Source organism: Arthrobacter terrae (assembly GCF_015708085.1).
Taxonomy (GTDB): Bacteria; Actinomycetota; Actinomycetes; order Actinomycetales; family Micrococcaceae; genus Arthrobacter_M; species Arthrobacter_M terrae.
This window is the reverse complement of the sequence record NZ_JADNYM010000015.1, coordinates 34091-55385: the sequence shown is the minus strand read 5'-3', so window position 1 is coordinate 55385 and position 21295 is coordinate 34091. Positions and strand designations below refer to the sequence as shown.

18 protein-coding genes are annotated in these 21295 nt (G+C 61.9%); 12 read left to right on the top strand and 6 right to left on the bottom strand.

Going from position 1 to position 21295, the window contains the following annotated elements:
- The first annotated feature begins 24 nt into the window (after positions 1-24).
- Positions 25-1623, top strand: a complete 1599-nt coding sequence (locus IV500_RS12630) for an LCP family protein (protein WP_230854899.1) — start codon at positions 25-27, stop codon at positions 1621-1623.
- A gap of 179 nt (positions 1624-1802) precedes the next feature.
- Here IV500_RS12630 and IV500_RS12625 read toward each other — a convergent pair whose 3' ends face one another.
- The gene (locus tag IV500_RS12625; protein WP_196397167.1) at positions 1803-2330 is read right to left on the bottom strand and encodes a DUF427 domain-containing protein; all 528 of its coding nucleotides are present in this window, start codon (positions 2328-2330) and stop codon (positions 1803-1805) included.
- Between the two features lie 150 nt (positions 2331-2480).
- Positions 2481-4604, bottom strand: coding sequence for a M13 family metallopeptidase (locus IV500_RS12620; RefSeq protein WP_196397166.1), 2124 nt, complete (start codon positions 4602-4604; stop codon positions 2481-2483).
- 307 nt (positions 4605-4911) lie between these two features.
- Between IV500_RS12620 and leuA the strand changes: the two genes are divergently transcribed.
- Both leuA and IV500_RS12610 read left to right on the top strand, forming a co-directional pair.
- On the top strand, positions 4912-6657 hold the full coding sequence (leuA, locus tag IV500_RS12615) for a 2-isopropylmalate synthase (protein WP_196397165.1): 1746 nt from the start codon (positions 4912-4914) through the stop codon (positions 6655-6657).
- Positions 6658-6751: 94 nt separating this feature from the next.
- On the top strand, positions 6752-7465 hold the full coding sequence (locus IV500_RS12610) for a M20/M25/M40 family metallo-hydrolase (RefSeq protein ID WP_230854898.1): 714 nt from the start codon (positions 6752-6754) through the stop codon (positions 7463-7465).
- A 272-nt stretch (positions 7466-7737) separates the two neighbouring features.
- On the opposite strand, the gene IV500_RS12605 is transcribed toward IV500_RS12610, so the two are convergent.
- On the bottom strand, positions 7738-8370 hold the full coding sequence (locus tag IV500_RS12605; protein WP_196397164.1) for a trimeric intracellular cation channel family protein: 633 nt from the start codon (positions 8368-8370) through the stop codon (positions 7738-7740).
- 197 nt (positions 8371-8567) lie between these two features.
- On the opposite strand from IV500_RS12605, the gene recO reads away from it, so the two are divergent.
- Entirely contained in the window at positions 8568-9320 is a 753-nt protein-coding gene (recO, locus tag IV500_RS12600; RefSeq protein ID WP_196397163.1) for a DNA repair protein RecO, read from the top strand.
- 26 nt (positions 9321-9346) lie between these two features.
- Positions 9347-10168: an isoprenyl transferase gene (locus tag IV500_RS12595; protein WP_230854911.1), complete on the top strand. Its 822-nt coding sequence runs from the start codon at positions 9347-9349 to the stop codon at positions 10166-10168.
- A gap of 108 nt (positions 10169-10276) precedes the next feature.
- Here IV500_RS12595 and IV500_RS12590 read toward each other — a convergent pair whose 3' ends face one another.
- Positions 10277-12028 (bottom strand): FAD-binding dehydrogenase, encoded by a 1752-nt coding sequence (locus IV500_RS12590; protein WP_196397161.1) that lies wholly within the window; start codon positions 12026-12028, stop codon positions 10277-10279.
- Between the two features lie 131 nt (positions 12029-12159).
- Here IV500_RS12590 and IV500_RS12585 point away from each other — a divergent pair, with 131 nt between their 5' ends.
- Entirely contained in the window at positions 12160-13227 is a 1068-nt protein-coding gene (locus IV500_RS12585; protein ID WP_196397160.1) for a quinone-dependent dihydroorotate dehydrogenase, read from the top strand.
- A 3-nt stretch (positions 13228-13230) separates the two neighbouring features.
- Here the strand turns inward: IV500_RS12585 and IV500_RS12580 are convergent, their stop codons facing one another.
- The gene (locus IV500_RS12580) at positions 13231-14235 is read right to left on the bottom strand and encodes an aldo/keto reductase family protein (RefSeq protein ID WP_196397159.1); all 1005 of its coding nucleotides are present in this window, start codon (positions 14233-14235) and stop codon (positions 13231-13233) included.
- 99 nt (positions 14236-14334) lie between these two features.
- Positions 14335-14940 (bottom strand): DUF3043 domain-containing protein, encoded by a 606-nt coding sequence (locus IV500_RS12575; RefSeq protein ID WP_196397158.1) that lies wholly within the window; start codon positions 14938-14940, stop codon positions 14335-14337.
- 382 nt (positions 14941-15322) lie between these two features.
- On the opposite strand from IV500_RS12575, the gene IV500_RS12570 reads away from it, so the two are divergent.
- The 6 genes from IV500_RS12570 to IV500_RS12545 all read left to right on the top strand — a co-directional run bounded on the left by IV500_RS12570 (position 15323) and on the right by IV500_RS12545 (position 21286).
- A complete protein-coding gene (locus IV500_RS12570; RefSeq protein WP_196397157.1) occupies positions 15323-15754 on the top strand; it encodes a hypothetical protein in 432 nt (143 codons plus the stop codon).
- A 297-nt stretch (positions 15755-16051) separates the two neighbouring features.
- Positions 16052-17527: a dipeptidase gene (locus IV500_RS12565; RefSeq protein ID WP_196397156.1), complete on the top strand. Its 1476-nt coding sequence runs from the start codon at positions 16052-16054 to the stop codon at positions 17525-17527.
- A gap of 120 nt (positions 17528-17647) precedes the next feature.
- Complete coding sequence (locus IV500_RS12560; protein ID WP_196397155.1) at positions 17648-18040, top strand: HesB/IscA family protein; 393 nt, start codon at positions 17648-17650, stop codon at positions 18038-18040.
- 221 nt (positions 18041-18261) lie between these two features.
- Complete coding sequence (ctaC, locus tag IV500_RS12555) at positions 18262-19146, top strand: aa3-type cytochrome oxidase subunit II (RefSeq protein ID WP_196397154.1); 885 nt, start codon at positions 18262-18264, stop codon at positions 19144-19146.
- An 11-nt stretch (positions 19147-19157) separates the two neighbouring features.
- Positions 19158-20888, top strand: a complete 1731-nt coding sequence (gene ctaD / locus IV500_RS12550) for an aa3-type cytochrome oxidase subunit I (RefSeq protein ID WP_196397153.1) — start codon at positions 19158-19160, stop codon at positions 20886-20888.
- Positions 20885-21286, top strand: a complete 402-nt coding sequence (locus IV500_RS12545; protein ID WP_196397152.1) for a cytochrome c oxidase subunit 4 — start codon at positions 20885-20887, stop codon at positions 21284-21286. Before ctaD ends, IV500_RS12545 begins: the two co-directional genes overlap by 4 nt.
- Positions 21287-21295: the final 9 nt, after the last annotated feature.

The window sequence follows — 21295 nt, the reverse complement described above, 5'->3', positions numbered from 1 at the left end:
TTATTGTCTACGGAAGGTTTCTCAATGGCGCGACGTCGTGCCCAGCAGGGTGCTGATGCCGGGCACCAGGGTGGGGCCCGCGCCGGTGCAGCGCCCGTCCGAACGCACGAAAACAGCGCGGCGCATGGCAGCAGCGGGCGGCACTTCCGTGCGGCCGGACGGAAAGCGCTGCGGCTGAAAATTATCGCAGCAGCGGTTGCCCTTGTTGTAGTCGGGGCCGTCGCCGTTGCCGGTTTCATGGTGATGCGGCTGCAGAACAATGTACAGGTGGGCGAACTGAACCTGGCTGACGGTGCCAGCGGCAAAGTTGTTCCCGTAAATAACAGCAAGGACGCCCTGCAGATCCTCATCCTGGGCACCGACACACGTGATGGCACCAATGGCGCCTACGGATCCTCGGCGGATGCCACGGGTGAGGGCCACTCGGATGTGATGATGTTGATGAACATCTCCAAGGGCAATAAACAAGTCAGTGTGGTCAGTTTTCCCCGCGACTTGATGGTGCCCCTGCCGGCGTGCAAGGACCCCAAGAGCGGGCAGACGTTTCCGGCGCAGGCGCTGGGACAACTCAATACCGCGCTCAACAATGGTGGCCCGGGATGTACGGTAGCGGCGATCAATCAGCTCACCGGTCTGCATATTGACCACTTTATGCTGGCCGATTTCACCGCAGTCAAGGACTTGTCCAATGTGATCGGCGGCGTCGAAGTCTGCGTCGACCACTCAGTGGACGATGTGAACGGCTCCGGGCTGGTTCTCCCGGCGGGGAACAGCCTGGTGCAGGGCGAACAAGCACTTGCCTTCCTGCGGACCCGGCATTCCTTCGGGGATGCCAGTGATATTGCACGGATTCAGGCGCAGCAGTATTTTCTCGGCTCGATGGTCCGCAAGATCAAAAGCGATGGAACCCTCTCCGATCTGCCCAAGGTCTACAACATCGCCGACGCGATCACCAAGAACCTGACGATTGACAGTGGCTTGGCCAATATCCCCGCAATGGTGGCAATTGCCAATCGGCTCAAAAACGTCGACCTGGCCAAGGTCGCCTTCATTACCGCACCCTGGGTGCCTTTCCCTGCGGACCCGAATCGGAATATCCTCTCCCAGCCTGCGGCCAATGAGCTATTCACCGCGCTGCATAATGGAACGGATCTGACCGGCGGTTCAGCCGCCGGCGCCTCGACGAGTCCGTCGTCCCCGGCAAGCCAGGCACCAGCTGTACCTGCGCCGTCCGCCGCTGCGTATGACAAGAGCATCCAGCCGATCAATGTCGTCAACGCCACCGGAATTCCGGACCGCACCACGGAGCTGACTGCCACGCTGCAGGGAGCCGGATACACCGATCTTTCGCAGATCCCGGAAAACACCGCCGCCACAACGACCATCGGTTACGGTGAGGGATTCAAGGACGTCGCTACTGACGTTGCGGCCCTCTTCGGAATACCCGCCAGCGCGCTGGTGGCTTCAACGGGAGTCAACGGCGTCCGGCTGAACATCGGCACGGACTTCGCCTCCGGAACCACCTTCGGCAAAACCGCGCTGCCGCCGGATATCGTAGCCAGCACGGCGGATCAGTCCGGAAAGTGCCTGACGGTCAATCCGGAGATGTACCCACCGAACTAGGGGTCGTTTCAGACAACAAAAAACCGTACGGCAAGGACGCTTGGAGGCAGCCCACCACTGATCCGCCGCCGGTGGATGGAGACTATCCAAAGTGTGTGCAAAGTCTGTCCGCTTGTGGAACACTTGCAGCCAGACGCCATGTCAGGGGTACGTTTTACCGGCGCGCAGGAGCGACGTGCTCACCACCTTGCCGTACCAGGGCCGCCCTTGAACGGGCCAACTATCTCTTTGGTGATCCAACCGCCGTAGAAGTCGCCAGCCTGGAAGGTGACCTGCTCGCCGTTGATCTCGCAGGAGTCCATCTGGCCGGGGTAGAGGGCCACCCGGGTACTGAGCGCGTCGAAACCCCTGGTTGGTTCCGGGTAGGTCCATCCGGCGCGGGGAACGACGGCTCCGCCGCCAACTAAGTCAAAGTAGTGCGCTTCTCCTTTGAACTCGCAGAAGCTGGTGCCGTTAACCGGGAGGAGGACACCGGCCGGGAAGGAGTCCAAGGGCAGGTAGTAGACGGGCGGATGACTCGTTTCCAGGACGCGCACTGCATCGGTGGTGTCCGCAATTAGCTGCCCGCCAAGGCGCACGATGACCCGTTCCGATCGCAACTCGACCCTTGGTGGCCGCGGGTAGTCCCACACCGATTCCTGGCCCGCCTTGGGCCTAATGGGCTGGGGCCGCCGGAGGAAGCCGGAAAAACCGTGGGCAGGAGTCATGTCCCCATCCTGCCATCTTCCGATGTGATGAGTGACTCTAACCGTCACAGGTGGCTGAGTTAGAACACCCTTTGCAGACAGGGACCCCCGCTGAAGCCGGCGTCCCTGTCTGCAAAGGGTGCTACCGGCGTGGCCGCCGGGTCGGCAGGATTACCAGATACGCACCCGATCCGCGGGGTCCAGCCAGAGTCCGTCCGAAGTAGTGACACCGAACGCGTCGTGGAAAGCATTGAGATTACGCACGACGGCGTTGCAGCGCAGCTCCGCGGGCGAGTGCGGATCCACGGTCAGCCTGCGCAAAGCCTCTTCGGGGCGGATTTTGCTGCGCCAGCATTCGGCCCACGAGAAGAAGAACCGCTGCGCCCCCGTCATACCGTCGATGACCGGTGGCTCCTGGCCATTGAGGCTGAGCAAATACGCCTGATAACCGATGGTCAGACCGCCCAGATCACCGATGTTCTCGCCCAAGGTCAACTCACCATTGACGAAGTGCCCCGGTGCAGCTTCCGGACTCAGGACGCTGTACTGTTCCACCAACTTGGCAGTGAGCTGGTCAAAGGCCGCTCGGTCGGCCTCGGTCCACCAGTTGCGCAACGCACCCGTGCCGTCGAATTGAGAGCCCTTGTCATCGAAACCGTGACCAATCTCATGGCCGATTACGGCGCCGATCCCGCCGTAGTTAGCGGCGTCGTCGGCGTTGGCGTCGAAGAACGGCGGCTGCAGAATAGCCGCTGGAAAAACAACCTCGTTCATCGTCGGGTTGTAGTAGGCATTGACCGTCTGCGGGGTCATCAGCCATTCGCCGCGGTCGATCGGAGCGCCGATTTTCGCCAGTTGGCGTTCGAGCTCAAATTCGTGGCTGCGCTCAAGATTGCCGATCAGATCCCCGGCGTCAATGACAAGGGAAGAAAAGTCCCGCCATTTGTCCGGGTAGCCGATCTTGGGGGTGAAAGCGTCCAGTTTCTGCAGGGCCCGCGCGATGGTTTCGGCGCTCATCCAGGTCAGCGCCGAGATGCTTTGCCGGTAGGCCTCGATCAGGTTAGCGACCAGAAGCTCCATCCGGACCTTGTGGCTTTGGGGAAAGTGCAGTCCCACATAGATTTGCCCGACCGCCTCGCCGAGGGATCCTTGCACCAGCGCGACACCGCGCTTCCAGCGCTCCTTGATCTCTTCCGTCCCGCTGAGCGTGGTGCCGTAAAACGCGAAGTCTGCCTCGACAAAGTCGTTGGAAAGGTAAGACGCAGCGCCGGAAATTATCCGCAGGGACAGCCATTCCTGCCAGTCACGCAACGGCTTTTGCAGCAGCAGCTGCGCAGCCCCGATGAAAAATTCGGGCGTAGCCACTACCAGCTCGACGGTCTTGGCTTCAGCTAGCGCCATGCCCTCGAACCATTGGGCCAGCAGCGGAAATAAGGCGAGCGCGTCTTCGCGGGTTTTCAGGTTGTACGTCTTTTGCGGGTCCCGCATGGTCACGGTGTCCCAATGCACGGCGGCAATATCCGTCTCCAGCGCTACGACTCTTACGGCAGCGGCATCCGGGTCCGGGACACCAGCCAGCGTGAACATGGTCGAGACGTAGGCGAGGTATGCGGCGCGGATCGGTGCGAATTGATCCTGGCGGTAATACGACTCATCCGGCAGGCCCAGGCCACCCTGGTACAGATGCAGCAGGCACCGCTGCGGGTCGCCGGCATCATTATTCACGTAGCCGCCGAACAGTCCGTCGTTACCGGTGCGGTCCAGCCGGCCCATTGTACGAACGAAGGATTCGATGTCTTCGCTGGCGGAAATTGTGGCCAGCCGTTCCCGCAGCGGAGTGGCTCGGGCGGCCTCAATGCCGGCCTCGTCCATGAAGCTGGTGTAAAGATCGCCGAACTTGGCCTCCACGGGCGATCCCGTTGTCACGGGCGATCCCGTACGTGCCGGGGAGGCGCCGTCGCCACCCTCTGCGCGCCCTGCCGCTTGTTCAATAATGGACCGGACGGCCGATTCCGCCTCGTCCCGGAGCGTTACGAAAGAACCGGTCAGGGCCCGGTCCGCGGGGATGGTTTCATGGTCAAGCCAATGACCGTTGACCCGTCGGTAGAGGTCATCCTGCGGACGGACCGACGGATCACCGTTGACGGAGCTGATCCCGCTGCTGCTGGCACGGCTGCCTGAGGCTTGCGCCGCAGCCCGCGCTCCGGGCCGTGCTGCGGCTTGCGCCACGGTGGGTGAGCCCTGTTGTGTGCCGACGGCTCTGGTCTCGGCGTGCTGCTGAAAGGGAGTTGTCATCCGCTGTCTGCCTTCCGTAATGGATTGTCCGCACCGATTCGTGGCAACAAATATTGTCCTCACAAAGGCGGAAGCGCTGGTTCACCATCATCCCACGCCCCGTGTTATGGTGAAAATATGTGCACTGGAATGCTTCTTCTTAGTTGCCGCGGTGAGGCCGAATACCCGTTGACCTGGACGTCGTGCAGCCCAGCCTGAAAATGGCTGCGCAGGCCCTCGGCAGGCAGCTGGCAGGCTAATCCCTCGCTGCGGTGTGTGTGGTGCCCGGCCGATCTCCATCGAAGAGCGAATAGAAAAGGCCAGATCAATGAGAAACGCCCAAAAACCCTCCGGGATGCCCGCCCACCGTTACATCCCGTTCCATCAGCAAATCACGGTGGAACTACCTGACCGGACCTGGCCGGATAAGACCATTACGAAGGCCCCGCGCTGGTGCGCCGTGGACCTGCGTGATGGCAACCAGGCGTTGATTGACCCAATGAGTCCGGCGCGGAAACTGAAGATGTTCCAGCTGTTGGTGAACATGGGCTACAAGGAGATCGAGGTAGGTTTCCCATCCGCTTCGCAGACGGACTTCGATTTTGTCCGTCAGCTCATTGAGGGTGGTCATATCCCGGAAGACGTCACCATTCAGGTGCTGACGCAGGCGCGCGAGCACCTGATCGAGCGGACGTATGAGGCTCTCACCGGGGCCAGGACGGCGATAGTCCATCTGTACAATTCAACCTCGGTATTGCAGCGCCGGGTTGTCTTCAACCAGGATCAGGACGGCATTTTGGACATCGCGCGGCAGGGTGCCCGGTTGTGCAAAAAATTCGAAGAGTCCCTCGGCGATACGCAGATCACCTACGAGTATTCCCCCGAGTCCTTTACCGGCACCGAACCCGAGTACGCCGTACGGGTCTGCAACGCTATAGCGGACATTTTTGAAGCATCCGCAGACAACCAGGTAATCATCAACCTGCCGGCAACTGTTGAGATGGCCACACCCAATGTCTACGCCGATTCCATCGAATGGATGAGTCGTAATCTGCATCCGCGCGAAGGCATCATTCTCTCCCTGCACCCGCACAATGACCGCGGAACGGGCGTGGCGGCAGCGGAGCTGGGCTACCTGGCCGGGGCGGACCGGATCGAGGGCTGCCTGTTCGGTAACGGCGAGCGGACGGGCAACGTTGATCTGGTGACGCTGGGGCTGAATCTGTTCAGCCAGGGCATAGACCCGATGATCGACTTTTCCGACATCGATAACATCCGGCGCACGGTCGAGTATTGTAATCAACTGCCCGTGGGGGAGCGCGTGCCATACGGCGGGGACCTGGTCTTCACGGCCTTTTCGGGCTCGCATCAAGATGCCATTAAGAAGGGTTTCGAAGCGCTCGAGCACGATGCCGAGCAGGCAGGCAAAAGTGTCCAGGACGTGACATGGGCTGTCCCTTATCTCCCGGTGGATCCGAAGGATCTGGGTCGCAGCTACGAAGCGGTTATTCGGGTAAATTCCCAGTCCGGCAAAGGCGGGGTGGCGTATCTGCTCAAAAACGAGCACAGCCTGGACCTGCCGCGTCGGGCACAGGTGGAGTTTTCCGGTGTCATTCAGCGCCGGACGGACACCGTTGGCGGGGAGGTCAGCGCCGCGCAGCTGTGGGAGACCTTTGTAGATGAGTACCTGCCAACCGACGACGGCGGCAGCACCAGCCAGTGGGGCCGCTACACACTTGGCTCGGTCACCACGCAGACCGACGACGACGCGCAGATCACGCTCACGGCCAACGTGACGATCGACGGCGTCCCACAGCGCCGCAGTGGTACCGGGAACGGCCCGATAGCCGCGTTGTTGGCCATCCTGCATGAGGACGGGGTGGATGTGCGGGTACTGGACTACTCCGAACACTCGCTCAGCGAAGGCGGCAACGCCCGGGCCGCCGCCTACGTCGAGTGTGCCGTGGGCGAGCGGGTCCTGTGGGGCGTCGGCATTGACTCCAATACGTCGATGTCCTCGCTGAAGGCCGTAATTTCCGCGGTAAACCGGGCAATCCGGGACCTACAGCCGTAAGCCCGGACTTTATGAGCTCGTAACATCCCTGGAAAACCGGCTAGTTATGGCTTAGCCCGTTGTGCAGCGCCCTGGCGGAAATACGGTTGCCGTATTGCTTCGGGCACAACTGCGGGATTATGGCTATCAGGTTGATACCGGCATCGGTGGCACGGGCGTCACCGGCGTGCTCAAGAACGGCACCGGATCCACGGTCCTGCTGCGCGCGGACATGGACGCCTTACCAGTGAAGGAGGACACCGGTGCCGCATACTCGGGCACCGTGACCGCGAAAGATGCCGAGGGCTATGAGGTGCCGGTCATGCACGCATGCGGCCATGATATCCAAGTCTCCTGCCTGCTCGGTGCAGCCAAGCTGACGGCCGACCGATCCGACCAAGGCATGGTTGACGACGGCATCCCGCAGCGCATGCCCGCGCCGGATGTCGCATTGGGCCAGCACGTGCTTCCCGGCGGTGCCGGCACTGTCGGCACCCACGCCGGTCCGTTCCTGACCAGCGCAGACAGCATGAAGGTCACCGTGTACGGACGTGCCGGACATGGTGCCATGCCGCAAAACACCGTTGACCCGGTCGTTCTCGTGGCGATGGTAGTGGTCAGGCTGCAGACGGTGGTCTCGCGCGAGACGCCGCCGGCGGAGACGGCGGTGCTGACCATTGGGAGCATCCAAGCCGGCAGCAAGAGCAACATCATCCCGCATCGCGCCGTCATCGCACTGAATGTGCGCACTTATTCCCCGCAGACCCGTCAGCGGATGCAGGAAGCGATCCGAAGGATTGTGCGCGCGGAGTGCCTAGCCAGCGGTTGACCCCGCGACCCGGATTTCGAGGTCTTCGACAGCTTTCCGGTCACCGACAACGGTAAAGCAACGGCCGACAAGGTGCGGCCGCCTTCCAGAATGACGTCCCCGCAGATCACTCCCCGCTGTTCCTGCCCGTCATGCAGCCCACCCTGCGCACCGGCACGGCAGCGCTGGTCGTTGCCTCGCTGGCCTGGCTGAAGACATCGAACTGACGGAACAGCCGCATGGTGTGGCAAAGGGGCGCCTAATACGCCGGCACTGCGGACAGCGGTTCGTGCTCACTCGTGGTCGATCACTGGCGCTTGCGGTGCGTTAAGGCTGTAGCGGATTCCTATCAGACGGATGAGGAAGCACACCGCCGCCGCTGTGATCGCGGCCGGAATGCCGTAGATCCCAAGAAGGGTGGCCGTCACGGTGATCGCGGCACCGATCAGCGCCGGCACGGCGTAAAGACCGCTCGTCAATACCGTCGGGACCCGGCGGAGCAGAACATCCCGCAGCGTGCCGCCACCGACGGCCGTGAGGGCTCCGAGAATGACGGCTTGTCCGGCGCCCAGACCGAACTCCAAGGCCTTGCTGGCGCCGGCAACGCAAAAGAAACTGAGCCCGAACGCGTCGACCACATCGATCGTCATGGTGAACCGTTGCAGCGGCCTTGCGAGGAAGAAAGCGACCAGCGCGCCGCCAGCCGCGACCGCCAGGTAACGCCAGTCGCTAAACGTTGCCGGCGGAAGTGAGTCGATCATGATGTCCCGCAATATTCCACCGCCCAGCGCTGTCACCATTCCCGTGGTGAGCACGCCGACGATGTCCAGCCGAGCGGCGCGGACCGCCGTCAGCCCGCCATTGAGCGCGAAGGCGAACGTGCCGGTCAGATCGAGCACAAGCTGCAACAAAGAAGGTATGGGCATGGGAGCCAGTGTCGCTTGGCTGCACCCGGGAATGCAACCACATTTCGAACCAGACACCAGTCTGTTCGAAAACGCGGCACGAAACGCCGGTGATCGTCTGCGGCAGCCGGCCAAGGCCGGGCAGCATGTAGATCTCCGCGAAACCCGAACCGCCCCGCCTGAACCGTCTGTCCCTGCTCGGGTGCGACAATGGACGGGTGTCCAGAAACTCTTTCGCCGTGCGTACTTACCGCGACGACGCCGTCGTGCTCCGGACGCACAAACTCGGTGAAGCGGACCGCATCATCACGCTGCTCACCCGCAACCACGGGCAGATTCGGGCAGTCGCCAAGGGCGTCCGGCGGACGAGCAGCAAATTCGGCGCCCGGCTGGAGCCATTCATGGTTGCCGATTTGCAGCTGGTTTCTGGCCGAAGTCTGGACATTGTGACCCAGGCCGTTTCCAAGGGCTCCTATGGCGGAAAAATCGCCGCCGATTATGACCGCTACACGGTGGCAGCGGTGATGACGGAGACCGCGGAGCGCCTCACGGATGTGGACGGCGAGGCCGCGACGGCACAGTACCTGCTGCTGGTCGGCGCGCTGGCGTCGCTGAGCCGCGGCGATCACGCCCCCGGGCTGATTCTGGATTCCTATCTTTTGCGTGCGCTGGCAACCGGCGGCTGGGCCCCGAGCTTCACCGATTGCGCCCGCTGCGGTGCCACCGGCCCGCATAGCGCCTTTTCCGCAGCCCTGGGCGGTGCTGTCTGTCATGCGTGCCGGCCGCCAGGCTCACCGTCGCCCGCGGCGGAGACTATGGAGTTGTTAGCCGCCTTGCTGTCCGGTCAATGGGCTGCGGCGGATGTCTCCGCGCCGCAGCACCGCCGGGAAGCTGCCGGACTCGTGGCTGTGTATTTGCAATGGCATCTGGAGCGGACGGTACGCTCCCTGAAACATCTGGAGCGTGCTTAGCCTTGGCCCAGCCTTTCCCCCGCGGCCTGCCCGGCCGGCGAACCACCTCGACTACGCGCAACGCGGACAAGCCCGCGGTGACCGCGCCTTGGCCGCATCCCGCCGGTGTCCGGATGCCGGAGGTGCCCGCCGACCTGGTCCCGGCGCACGTCGCAATCGTCATGGACGGCAACGGACGCTGGGCCAACCAGCGGGGCCTGCCGCGCATCGAAGGGCACAAGGCAGGGGAGCCTGCCCTGCTCGATGTCATGGCCGGAGCGATCGAGATGGGCATAAAATACGTCAGCGTCTATGCGTTCTCCACGGAAAACTGGAAACGGTCACCGGAGGAAGTCCGATTCCTGATGGGCTTCAATAAGGATGTACTCCGCCGCCAGCGGGACCAGTTGGATGCGTGGGGCGTCCGGGTCCGCTGGGCCGGCCGGAAACCGAGATTGTGGGGTTCGGTCATCCGCGAACTCGAACTCGCCGAGGAACAGACACGCGACAACGATACGGTGACGTTGACAATGTGCGTTAACTACGGTGGACGCGCGGAGATCGTCGATGCCGTGAGCGCCATCGCCGAACAGGTCGCAGCCGGGAAGATCAGCCCGCGCTCCGTCAGCGAAAAGACGATTCAGCGATTCATGTACACCCCCGACGTTCCCGACGTTGACCTGTTTTTGCGTTCCAGCGGCGAGCAGCGGCTCTCTAACTTCCTGCTGTGGCAGTCCGCCTATGCCGAGTTCGTCTTCATGGATAAGCTCTGGCCGGATGTGGACAGGCGTACCCTCTGGGAAGCCGTTGATGAGTATGCCCGCCGGGACCGCCGTTATGGTGCGGCGGTGGACGCGGCCCGGGGATAGCGCAGGCGGAGCCGGGTCCGGCCGGCCGCGTCGTCGGGGGCAAGCAGATAGCCGTGCACCCCGGCGCCGGAGCCGGGCGTAGGTCTCCTTGCGCGTCTGAACCGTCGCTCAGCCCACTTCAGCCGCCGCGGCCCGCCCGGCGCTCCGTCCGGAAAAGAGGCAGCCGCCCAAAAAGGTTCCTTCCAGCGCACGGGAACCGTGCACCCCGCCGCCCCCGAAACCGGCGGCCTCACCCGCGGCAAAGAGACCGGCAATGGGGGCCCCGTCGGCAGCGAGGACCCGGGACCGCAGATCTGTCTGGATACCGCCGAGGCTCTTGCGCGTCAGGACGGAGAGTCGGACGGCAATCAGCGGACCGTGTTCGGGGGCCAGCATTTCGTGCGGCGGGACAACACGCATGAGTTTGTCCGTCGCGAACCGGCGGGCGGAGCGAATGGCGTTAAGCTGCGTATCCTTGCCGAGCCCGCAGCGGACCTGCAGGTCCCGGGCGGCGATCAGATCATGCAGGGCTTCACCATCGATCAAGTCTGCACCCGTCAGCGCATTCATTTTCGCAGCCAATTGCGCAGCAGTTCCGGCTTGGAGGAAGTCGATCCCGCGGTCCAGGAAACCTTGCACCGGCCCGATGGAGCCCGGTAGCACCCTTTTGGCGAGCAATTTCAGGTCCTTACCGGTGAGATCAGGGTTCTGTTCCGAGCCCGAGAGCGCAAATTCCTTGTTGATGATCGTCCGGTTGAGAATAAACCACGAGTGTGTGTATCCCGTGGCCACGATGTGACGCAACGCCCCTTGCGAATCGAAGCCCGGGAACAGCGGAACGGGCAAGCGCTTGCCCGTGGCATCAAGCCACAGTGGAGACGGGCCGGACAAAATACGGATGCCATGGTTAGGCCACACCGGTTCAAAGTTGTGGATGCCCTCCGGGTAATGCCACATCCGGTCCGTGTTGATCAGCGATCCGCCCGCCTTCGCGACCACAAATTGAAACTCTCCATCCACCGAGGCCGGCACACCCGTGAGCAGATAGCCCGGTGCCTTGCCGCCGGGCCATTGCCGGCGGACGAGTTCGTGATTGCCGCCGATTCCGCCGGTGGTCACGATCACGGCACGGGCCCGGACGGTAAAGGTGCCGACGACGGTGCGGGAGCTCGGTGCGCCGCGCACGGCGTCCGAGGGCTCCAACACATCACCGCTGAGGCCAATCACGCTATCTGTTGTGCCTTCCACCGACTGAGGCAACGCGTGCGGCCCGGCCGCCCCCGCCGCGCCCGTCCCGGCTGCATCCGTCCCGGGGCCCGCAGTCAACAGCGCCGTCGCCCGATGCCTGAAGGCGTACCGAACCATGCCCGCGTCGACTCCCTCCGCAAGTTTGGCGAGAAATGGCTGCAGGATTCCGGGCCCCGTTCCCCAGACAACATGGAACCTCGGGACGGAATTACAGTGCCCTTGGGCGTCGTAGCCGCCGCGTTCGGCCCATTGCACCAGCGGGAAGAAACGCACGCCAAGCGAATGCAACCAAGCGCGTTTTTCCCCGGCGGCGAACGCAACGTACGCTCTGGCCCATTCCCGCGGCCAATGGTCTTCGACCCGGTCGAAGGCCGCCGAGCCCAGCCAGTCACTCAACGCCAGCTCGGCACTGTCCTTCACGCCAAGGTGCCGTTGCTCCGGAGAGTCCACCAGAAAGATACCCCCGAAAGACCAATGTGCCTGACCGCCCAAGGAAGCCTCCGGTTCCTGGTCCAGAATCAGGACCGACCGGCCCGCGTTATACGCTTCCGCCGCGGCGACGAGTCCGGAAAGCCCGGCACCGACCACCACCACCTCTGCTTCGAAACTGTCCGTATTTTCGCTGCTGCTCATCTGGCCATGCTAGCGTCCGCCGTCGCTTCGCTGCTGGTATCAGCCCTGCGAACGGGGACGTGGCACAAGGAATCTGCAGAACGTGCGGCACCGGTTTGGTGCTGGCGCCCGAAGACGGAAAACTGGTAACCATGCGCCTCTATCCGACCTTCTTCCGTGTCTGCTTTGCCTGGATGGACGCCGAGCGCGCCCACCGAATCGGATTTACCCTCATCAAAGCCGCACATTCCGCCGGAGCAGGGACGTTGCTGCGCCGGCTGACCGGGCCGCCTGCGTCACTACGGACAACGGTCATGGGCCTGACTTTTCCCTCACCCTTTGGCTTGGCGGCCGGATTCGACAAAGAGGGGCTCGGCATTGACGCACTGGCGGACCTCGGCTTTGGCCACATCGAAATCGGTACAATTACCGGGGCTGCGCAGCCTGGGAACCCGCAGCCCCGGCTGTTCCGCTTGGTCGAGGACCGCGCCGTGATCAACAGGATGGGCTTCAATAATGCCGGTGCCGCCGCAGTCGCCCCCCGGCTGGCCGCCGCCAGAGTCCGGCTGGTCCGGCGGTACGGCGCTCCCCGGCCGCTGATCGGCGTCAATATCGGCAAGACGAAGAACGTCGAACTTCCCGACGCGCTGGCCGACTACCTAATCAGCGCACGCGCGTTGGCGCCGTCGGCCGACTATCTTGTGGTCAATGTCAGCTCGCCAAACACCCCCGGTCTACGCCTGCTGCAAAACGTTGACTCGCTGCGCCCGCTGCTGGCAGGTGTCCGCGCGGCCGCTGATGAATCCGCCGGTCGCTACGTGCCGCTGCTGGTCAAGATCGCCCCGGACCTCTCAGACGAGGACGTCGACGACGTGGCCCAACTGGCACTGGATCTGGCGCTGGACGGCATAATCTGCACCAATACAACGATTGGGCGTTCCGACCTCAAGGCAGCAGCGCAGAAGGTTGCCGCCTGCGGCGCCGGAGGTCTTTCCGGGGCTCCGCTGAAGGAGCGTTCCTTGGAGGTGCTCACGCGACTGAAATCCACCGTGGGGGAGCGGTTGGCTTTGATTTCCGTCGGTGGGGTGGAAAACGGCGACGACGTTCAGGAGCGGTTGGCTGCCGGCGCCGCTCTAGTGCAGGGTTATACGGCGTTTCTCTACGAAGGCCCATTCTGGGCGGCCAGAATCAACCGAGAACTGGCCGCCCGGAAAAGGTAGCGTCTAGGCCACGCGGGTTTCGGGGCTTTGCGTCTTAGCAGGGTCCCGCTCAACGCTGCCGCCAAGGGCCGAATCGATATCCGCCATGAGTTCCGCCGGGATTTTCACCCCGGAGGCCTTGACGTTTTCGGCCACCTGCTCCGGCCGGGACGCTCCTACCAACGCAGTGGCAACGTTCGGGTTCTGCAGCACCCAGGCAATAGCGAGCTGGGACATCTTTAGGCCCAGCTGTTCGGCAATCGGCCGCAGCTTCTGCACACCCGTCAGGACGTCGTCGTCCATGAAGCGGCTGATCGTGTCCTTACCACCTTTTTCATCAGTCGCACGGGAACCTTCCGGGGCAGGTTTACCGGGCAGATACTTCCCGGACAAGACCCCCTGCGCCATGGGAGACCAAACAACCTGGGACATGCCCAATTCCTTGGATGCCGGAATTACCTCTGCCTCAATGACCCGCCACAAAGCGGAGTACTGCGGTTGGTTGGAAACAAGGGAAAAACCCGCATCCTTCGCCAGCGCCTGGCCGTCGCGCAACTGCTGGGCCGACCATTCGGACACCCCGATATACAGTGCCTTGCCTTGGCGGACGACGTCGGCGAAGGCTTGGATAGTTTCTTCCAGGGGCGTCTCATGGTCATAGCGGTGAGCCTGGTACAAATCGACGTAGTCCATCCCGAGCCTGCGCAGGGAGCCGTTGATTCCCTCCATGATGTGCTTGCGGGAAAGCCCGGTATCATTGGGCCCCTTCGGCCCCACCGGCCAATAAACCTTGGTGAAGATTTCCAAGGACTCCCGCCGCTGGTCCGCCAGGGCTGCGCCGAGGACTTCCTCCGCAGCGCCGTTAGCGTAGGCATCGGCGGTGTCAAAGGTGGTGATGCCAGCGTCCAGCGCCGCCCGGACACAGGAAGCAGCGACGTCATTTTCGACTTGGGAGCCGTGCGTGAGCCAGTTGCCGTAGGTAATTTCAGTGATTTTCAGGCCTGATTGGCCAAGGTATCGGTATTCCATCCAGCCAGCCTAGCCCCCTTTATCGGGAGTTACGGGTGCGCTACCGTCCCAGCGAACTCCGCCGCAGATCCCGTGGCACGGCGGCAGAGCTGGAGCCGGCTACTTTACCGCTGCCCCGCGCTTGATCATGGGCTTGGGCAACCGCAGCCTGCGGAACTGGAGGGAACGCATGGTGCCGTACCAGGCCACGCCCGAATTAATGGAGCCGAACTTTTCCCGTACCCGGCGCTTGAGCTTACGGGACAGAATCACACAGTCAATGGCGACTGCCACTACCATCAGCCAGAAGACACCGAAGACAATGATCTGGGTGTTAGCGGTTACCGGAACTACGAGCGACAGAATCACAATCGCGAGCGCGGCGAACATTACGTACTCGCCCAAGCTGAACCGCGAATCCACGAAGTCACGGGCAAAGCGCTTCTGTGGACCCTTGTCCCGAACCGGGAGGAAGCGCTCCTCCCCGGTATCCATAGCACGGCGCATCCGTGCCTGCTCTTCACGGCGCGCGTCCCGCTGCGCCACTTTTGCTGCTCCACGGTCGTTCGGAACGAGCGGGCGCTGGCGCGCTGCCTCCTGCTCCCTGCGGGTCGGGGTGGGAACTCCCTTTGCTGCCCTCGGGCCAACCTGACGTGCCGCCGCCTGGGCAGCTAAATCATCGGCGACAGACTGGGCGGAGGGGGCATCATTCTTACGTCCAAACACCACCCTAGGATACTCTGTTTCGGGACAGAGCTGCGACCGAGCCGTTTCAGCGCCCGCGGGGGTTCGCCGGGGTTGGCCGGGGTGGCCGGGGCTCGTCGGGGTTCGTCGGGGCAACGGAATACTGGTCTTCGTTTGCGCGGCCTCCTTCCGTCAGACACGGACAGGGAAACCGTGGCACCACGCACGGTCGCATCATGGCGCGGAAAGCTTTTCAAACTACTTTTCCACAGGTGCCTGCTTTGGGGTTTATTGTCCTGTTGACGTCAGTGTCTTTTCGTAGCCTTGGAGTAGTTGGAGATCGGGAGGATTTCCGGTTTTCTTTCCGGTTTTCTTTCCGGTGCAGGTGGCCGGTGAGGGTTGCCGGGTTCGGGTGGTGGGTGGTGTGGAGATTGATCGGGAGAATCTGGCCCGGGTGCTGGCTGCGGTCACGGCGAAGTATCCGCATCGGCTCGAGCGCGCGGGCCTAAGCTCCGGCCCCGTCCCTGTTCCCGGGACCGGCCAACCCGACGACGGAGGGTCCAATACCAGCGGGTCAGACGTCAGCGGAGCCGCCAGCTCGGCGGCTCCGGCCGACACCGCAGTTCCCGCTACCGTTTCAGCTGCTCCCGCTGGTGGCGGTTTTGTTGGTGGCTCAGCTGCTCCCGCTGGTGGCGGTTCCTGGGGAGACGGTTGTTGGGGAGGGTTTTGTGGCGGGGCCGTCGACGGGGATGGTGGCGCGGTTGGAGCAGGTGAACGTGTTGTTGGCGGAAGTTTTGGTTACGGATCCGCGGGCTGTGTCGCAGGAGGCGTGACTGTCGATTATTGGTGCAGTTGAAGGTACGTGGCGTCGGTTGGATGCGGTGTATCTGCACAGCGTCGCGGCAGCGGATCAGTGCGGGGTTGCGGGGTTGTCCGGGATCGGGACGAAGAATAGGGCGTGAGTATGGATCCGCAACACCCACCACGACAACCTCAAAGACGCCCAAAACTTCGCCCGCACCATCATCACCGGCCCCTAAACCAGCAGGTCCCACACCACAAGCCTTAGGATAATGTCGATCAGGCGCCGGTAGTTGTCTGTTCGAGATCGCGCCAGTTGGTCGTCCTGCCCCGCCCGGGTAGGGTGGCGCTCATGAATGAAGACTCCAACGGCACCCGTCAATTCCCGGACAATGAGGCGGCGGTCGCTGCCTCCGGATCGAAACAAGTCACTTTTGGGCAAGAACGATCTGGTGTGGATGTGTCGGCCCTCCGTGACAGTGTGGGACGCAGCTTCCGCGACACAATAGGTAAACTGATCGATTTGGTCGCTATTCCGGGCATTGCCTGGGACGCCTTTGATCCGGCAGAGCTGGAACGCAGCGCTGAGGCAGTGGCAGAGCTGATCCGTTCCTCGGGCCTAGAGGACGTAAGGATATTGCGCGTCGACAAGGCGGACGGAACGCCGGGAGGTCCGGCCGTCGTTGCCCGGAAACCTGCACACCCCGGTAAGCCGACCATCCTGCTATACGCCCATCACGATGTGCAGCCGCCGGGGGATGCAAGTCTCTGGGAAACGGAGCCATTTACGGCCGTCGAGCGTGACGGGCGGCTCTTCGGTCGCGGCAGCGCCGATGACAAAGCGGGAATTTTGACTCACCTTGGTGCTCTGCAGGCGGTCACAGACGTACTGGGTACCGACTTCGGCCTTGGCGTGACTCTCTTTATCGAAGGCGAGGAGGAAGCCGGCTCTCCTACGTTCCGGACCTTCCTGCAGACCTATCAGGATCAGCTGGCCGCCGATGTGATCGTCGTGGCGGATTCCGGTAACTGGGCCGTCGGCACGCCATCGCTCACCACGAGCTTGCGCGGCCTTGTCGACGGGACGATTGAGGTGCGGGTGCTGGACCATGCTGTCCACTCCGGCATGTTCGGGGGCCCCGTTCTGGACGCGCCAACGCTGTTGGCACGACTGATTGCTACCCTGCACGATGACGACGGCTCCGTCGCTATCAAGGGGCTCGTCGCCGTCGACGAAACGGACGTTGACTACCCTGAGGACACCTTCCGGGCTGATGCTTCTGTGCTCGACGGCGTGCGTCTGGCCGGGACGGGGTCGCTCGCGTCGAGGCTGTGGACGAAGCCTGCATTGTCGATTATTGGCATGGATGTTCCCTCCGTTGCGATGAGTTCCAACACGCTGTTGCCGTCGGCACGGGCTAAGTTCAGCCTCAGACTGGCGCCCGGGCAGGATACGGAAGCCGCCATGCAGGCTGTGCGCGAGCACCTGGCGCTGAATGCCCCGTTCGGGGCAGCCGTGACTTTCACTCCAGGGGAACAGGGACAAGCCTTTGCGGCTGACACCCGTGGTTCGGCCGCGAAGTCAGCTCTATGGGCCATGGGTACGTCGTGGGGCGTGCAACCGGTGCAGGCCGGCATGGGTGGCTCTATACCGTTCATTCCGGACCTGCAGGAGTTGTTTCCGGATGCTCAGATTCTGATTACCGGCGTGGAGGACCCGGACTCCAGGGCGCACAGTGCCAACGAGTCGCTGCATTTGGGTGACTTTGAGCATGGAATCCTGGCTGAGGCTTTGCTGCTCGCTACCCTGAACTCTGAAGGAGCCTGAACAGGCACCCCGGCCCAGCACCAATAGAGGGAACAGACGGGGCAAGAATTAGGTTCTAACAGTTACGGTCGGTGTGGTGCCGGCCGTAGCATGTAATAGTCACCCACGTTAGGAATTGCCATGAGCACTATCAGCCCTGAAGGGACCACGACTACCGAGGTCTCAGGCATTGCACAGGATACAACGAGCCACGGTGTCAATCTCACCGATGTCGCCGCCGGAAAAGTCCGCAGCCTGCTGGAACAAGAAGGCCGGACGGACCTGCGACTGCGTGTCGCCGTTCAGCCCGGCGGCTGCTCCGGACTGATTTACCAGCTCTACTTCGACGAAAGGCTGCTCGACGGCGACGCCGTACGCGACTTTGACGGCGTAGAAGTGGTGATCGACAAAATGAGTGTGCCGTATCTGGACGGCGCTGGCATTGATTTCGAAGACACCATCTCGAAGCAGGGCTTTACGATCGATAATCCCAACGCAGGGGGTTCGTGCGCCTGTGGAGATTCCTTCCACTAACGATCTCCGGCCCAACAACTGCCGGCAGACGGACACCGGCGGCGAAAACTACTAGGCTAAAGAGCGGCACTCGGTAGGGTTGACGAAACCACGCCACGTAAACCGGCCGATATGCACATTTTCCTGAGTGCGGGCGGTAAGCTCTACACCGAGTAGTAAAACTAAGATTTGCTCCCGCCGGAAGCCGGCTGGAGCAACAGCAAGAAGAGGAAGGGCCGTCTGTGAGTTCGCAGGACCGTACCGGCAGCCGACGTGCAAAGTTCATTCCGATATCGGGATTGCTCATTGTTGGCGCGTTGGCTTTGTCTGGATGTACCCCGGAGTCAAAAAACGGCTGGTTGCCGTCCGAGCGTAATGTCACGAACCATACCGGGCAGGTTATAGACCTGTGGGTGAATTCGTGGATCACAGTCATGATAGTCGGTCTCATTACCTGGGGCCTGATGATCTGGTGCATTATTGCCTACCGCCGCCGGAAAAACACGGTGGGTTTCCCTCGGCAGATCAGTTATAACCTGCCGTTGGAAATCTTCTACGTTGTCATTCCGCTATTCATGGTGATTGTGTTCTTCTACTTCACCGATGCGACCACGCAGTCCTTGGACGCCCGTGATCCTGCACCCGCCGTCACTATTGATGTCCGCGCCAAGCAGTGGTCCTGGGACTTCAACTACGTAGCCAAGCCCGACATTAATGACAACGTCATTGCCGAAAGTGTCTACGAGGGCGGCACGCAAATCCACCTGGACGGTACTCCCGTCGATCAGGACACGCTGCCTACGCTCTATCTTCCGGTGAACAAATCCGTGGAACTGCAATTGAACTCCAGGGACGTCATCCATTCCTTCTGGGTGCCGGCATTCTTGCGTAAGCTCGACGTCATTCCGGGAAAGACGAACTACCTGACATTGACGCCGACGGCGATTGGCACCTACGACGGCAAATGTGCCGAACTCTGTGGGGAGTACCACTCAGAAATGCTCTTCCGCGTGAAGGTCGTGTCCGAGCAGGACTTCCAGCAGCATCTGGCTTCCTTGAAGGCTGCCGGCTACACGGGCACACTGGAAAGTAAGTACGACCGCAATCCGAATCTGAACGCAAAGTAAGGGGGCGGAAAGTGTCGACCTACGAGTATTCCGCGACCGAGGCCGCTACATTGGCGCCGCGAGTAGTTCCCGTGTCCAAAGGACGAATCGTCGTCAACTGGATTACTACCACCGATCACAAGACCATCGGGTACATGTACCTGATCGCCTCGTTCATCTTCTTCTGCCTCGGCGGCGTCATGGCTCTGCTGATCCGTTCCGAGTTGTTTGAGCCCGGGATGCAGATTCTGCAGACAAAGGAGCAATACAACCAGCTGTTCACCATGCATGGTACGGTGATGCTCCTGCTGTTCGCGACACCGCTGTTTGCCGGCTTTACGAACGTGATGATGCCGCTGCAGATTGGTGCACCGGACGTCGCGTTTCCCCGTCTGAACGCACTGGCCTTCTGGTTCTTCCTTTTCGGCGGAATCATCACCTTGTCGGGCTTCATTACCCCCCAGGGTGCGGCTTCCTTTGGCTGGTTCGCCTACGCGCCGTTATCAAACACCACCTTTAGTCCTGGAGTTGGTGGGGATCTTTGGGTCTTCGGCCTGGCTCTGGCCGGATTCGGAACCATTCTGGGCGCGGTCAACTTCATCACCACCATCATTTGCATGCGTGCACCGGGAATGACGATGTGGCGGATGCCGATATTCACCTGGAATGCGCTGATTACCTCCATCCTCGTCCTGATGGCGTTCCCACCCTTGGCGGCCGCTTTGTTCGCGCTCGGCGCGGACCGACGGTTTGGCGCCCATATCTTTGATCCGGAAAACGGCGGAGCGGTGCTCTGGCAGCACTTGTTCTGGTTCTTCGGGCATCCCGAGGTCTACATCATCGCCCTGCCGTTCTTCGGCATTGTCACGGAAATTTTCCCGGTCTTTAGCCGAAAGCCGATCTTCGGCTACAAGGGGATCGTATTCGCTACCATAGCCATTGCGGCCCTGTCCGTGACGGTGTGGGCCCACCATATGTACGTGACCGGTTCGGTCTTGCTGCCGTTCTTCTCGTTCATGACAATGCTGATTGCCATACCAACCGGTGTGAAGTTCTTCAACTGGATCGGTACACTCTGGCGGGGGTCCCTGACGTTTGAGACGCCGATGCTTTGGAGCCTCGGATTCCTGGTAACGTTCCTTTTCGGCGGTCTCACCGGCATCATCCTGGCTTCTCCGCCGCTTGACTTCCACGTCTCTGACACATATTTCGTAGTGGCGCATTTCCACTATGTTGTTTTCGGCACTGTGGTATTCGCGATGTTTGCCGGATTCTATTTCTGGTGGCCCAAGTGGACCGGAAAAATGCTCAATGAGCGTTTGGGTAAAATCCACTTCTGGATGCTTTTCCTTGGCTTCCACGGTACGTTCCTGATCCAGCACTGGCTCGGCGTCATCGGTATGCCCCGGCGTTACGCGGACTACATGCCGGAGGATAACTTCACCTGGATGAACCAGTTCTCAACTATCGCCTCCTTCGTTCTGGGTGCCTCGATGATCCCGTTCTTCTGGAACGTATACATCACTTGGCGCAGCAGCAAGCGCGTCGAGGTGGATGACCCCTGGGGCTTCGGTGCATCGCTGGAGTGGGCAACGTCTTGCCCGCCGCCGCGGCACAACTTCACATCGCTGCCGAGGATCCGTTCCGAGCGTCCGGCTCTGGACCTGCATCACCCTGAACTGGCCCAGCAGCACACGTCCTCCTACCCCGCGCCCGTGGCAGCAGCGCTGGGGTCAGCCGATCAGAAGGATTCGAACCAGTGAAAATCGAAGCGTGGCTGTTCGGCGGAATAGGTTACTTCTTCGCGGTCGTCGGGGTCGTCTACGGGTTCCTGGTGAAGTGGGAGGAGCCCGTCGGCTTTCTGGCCCTGATCCTGGTCGGGGGACTGGCCTTCATGATCGGTTCGTACCTGAGGTTTACCGCCAAGCGCGTCGGAATGCGACCCGAGGACCGCACCGATGCCGAGATTCATGAAGGATCAGGCGAGCAGGGACACTTCAGCCCCTGGAGCTGGTGGCCTCTCGTTCTGGCTCTGGCCTGTGCGGCCGGGTTCCTTGGACTGGCCGTCGGCTTCTGGATCCTTTATATCGGCGCTGGCCTAGCGGTTATTGGGCTCGTGGGCTGGGTCTATGAATATAGCCGTGGAGACCACGCGCACTAGTCAGCTCGG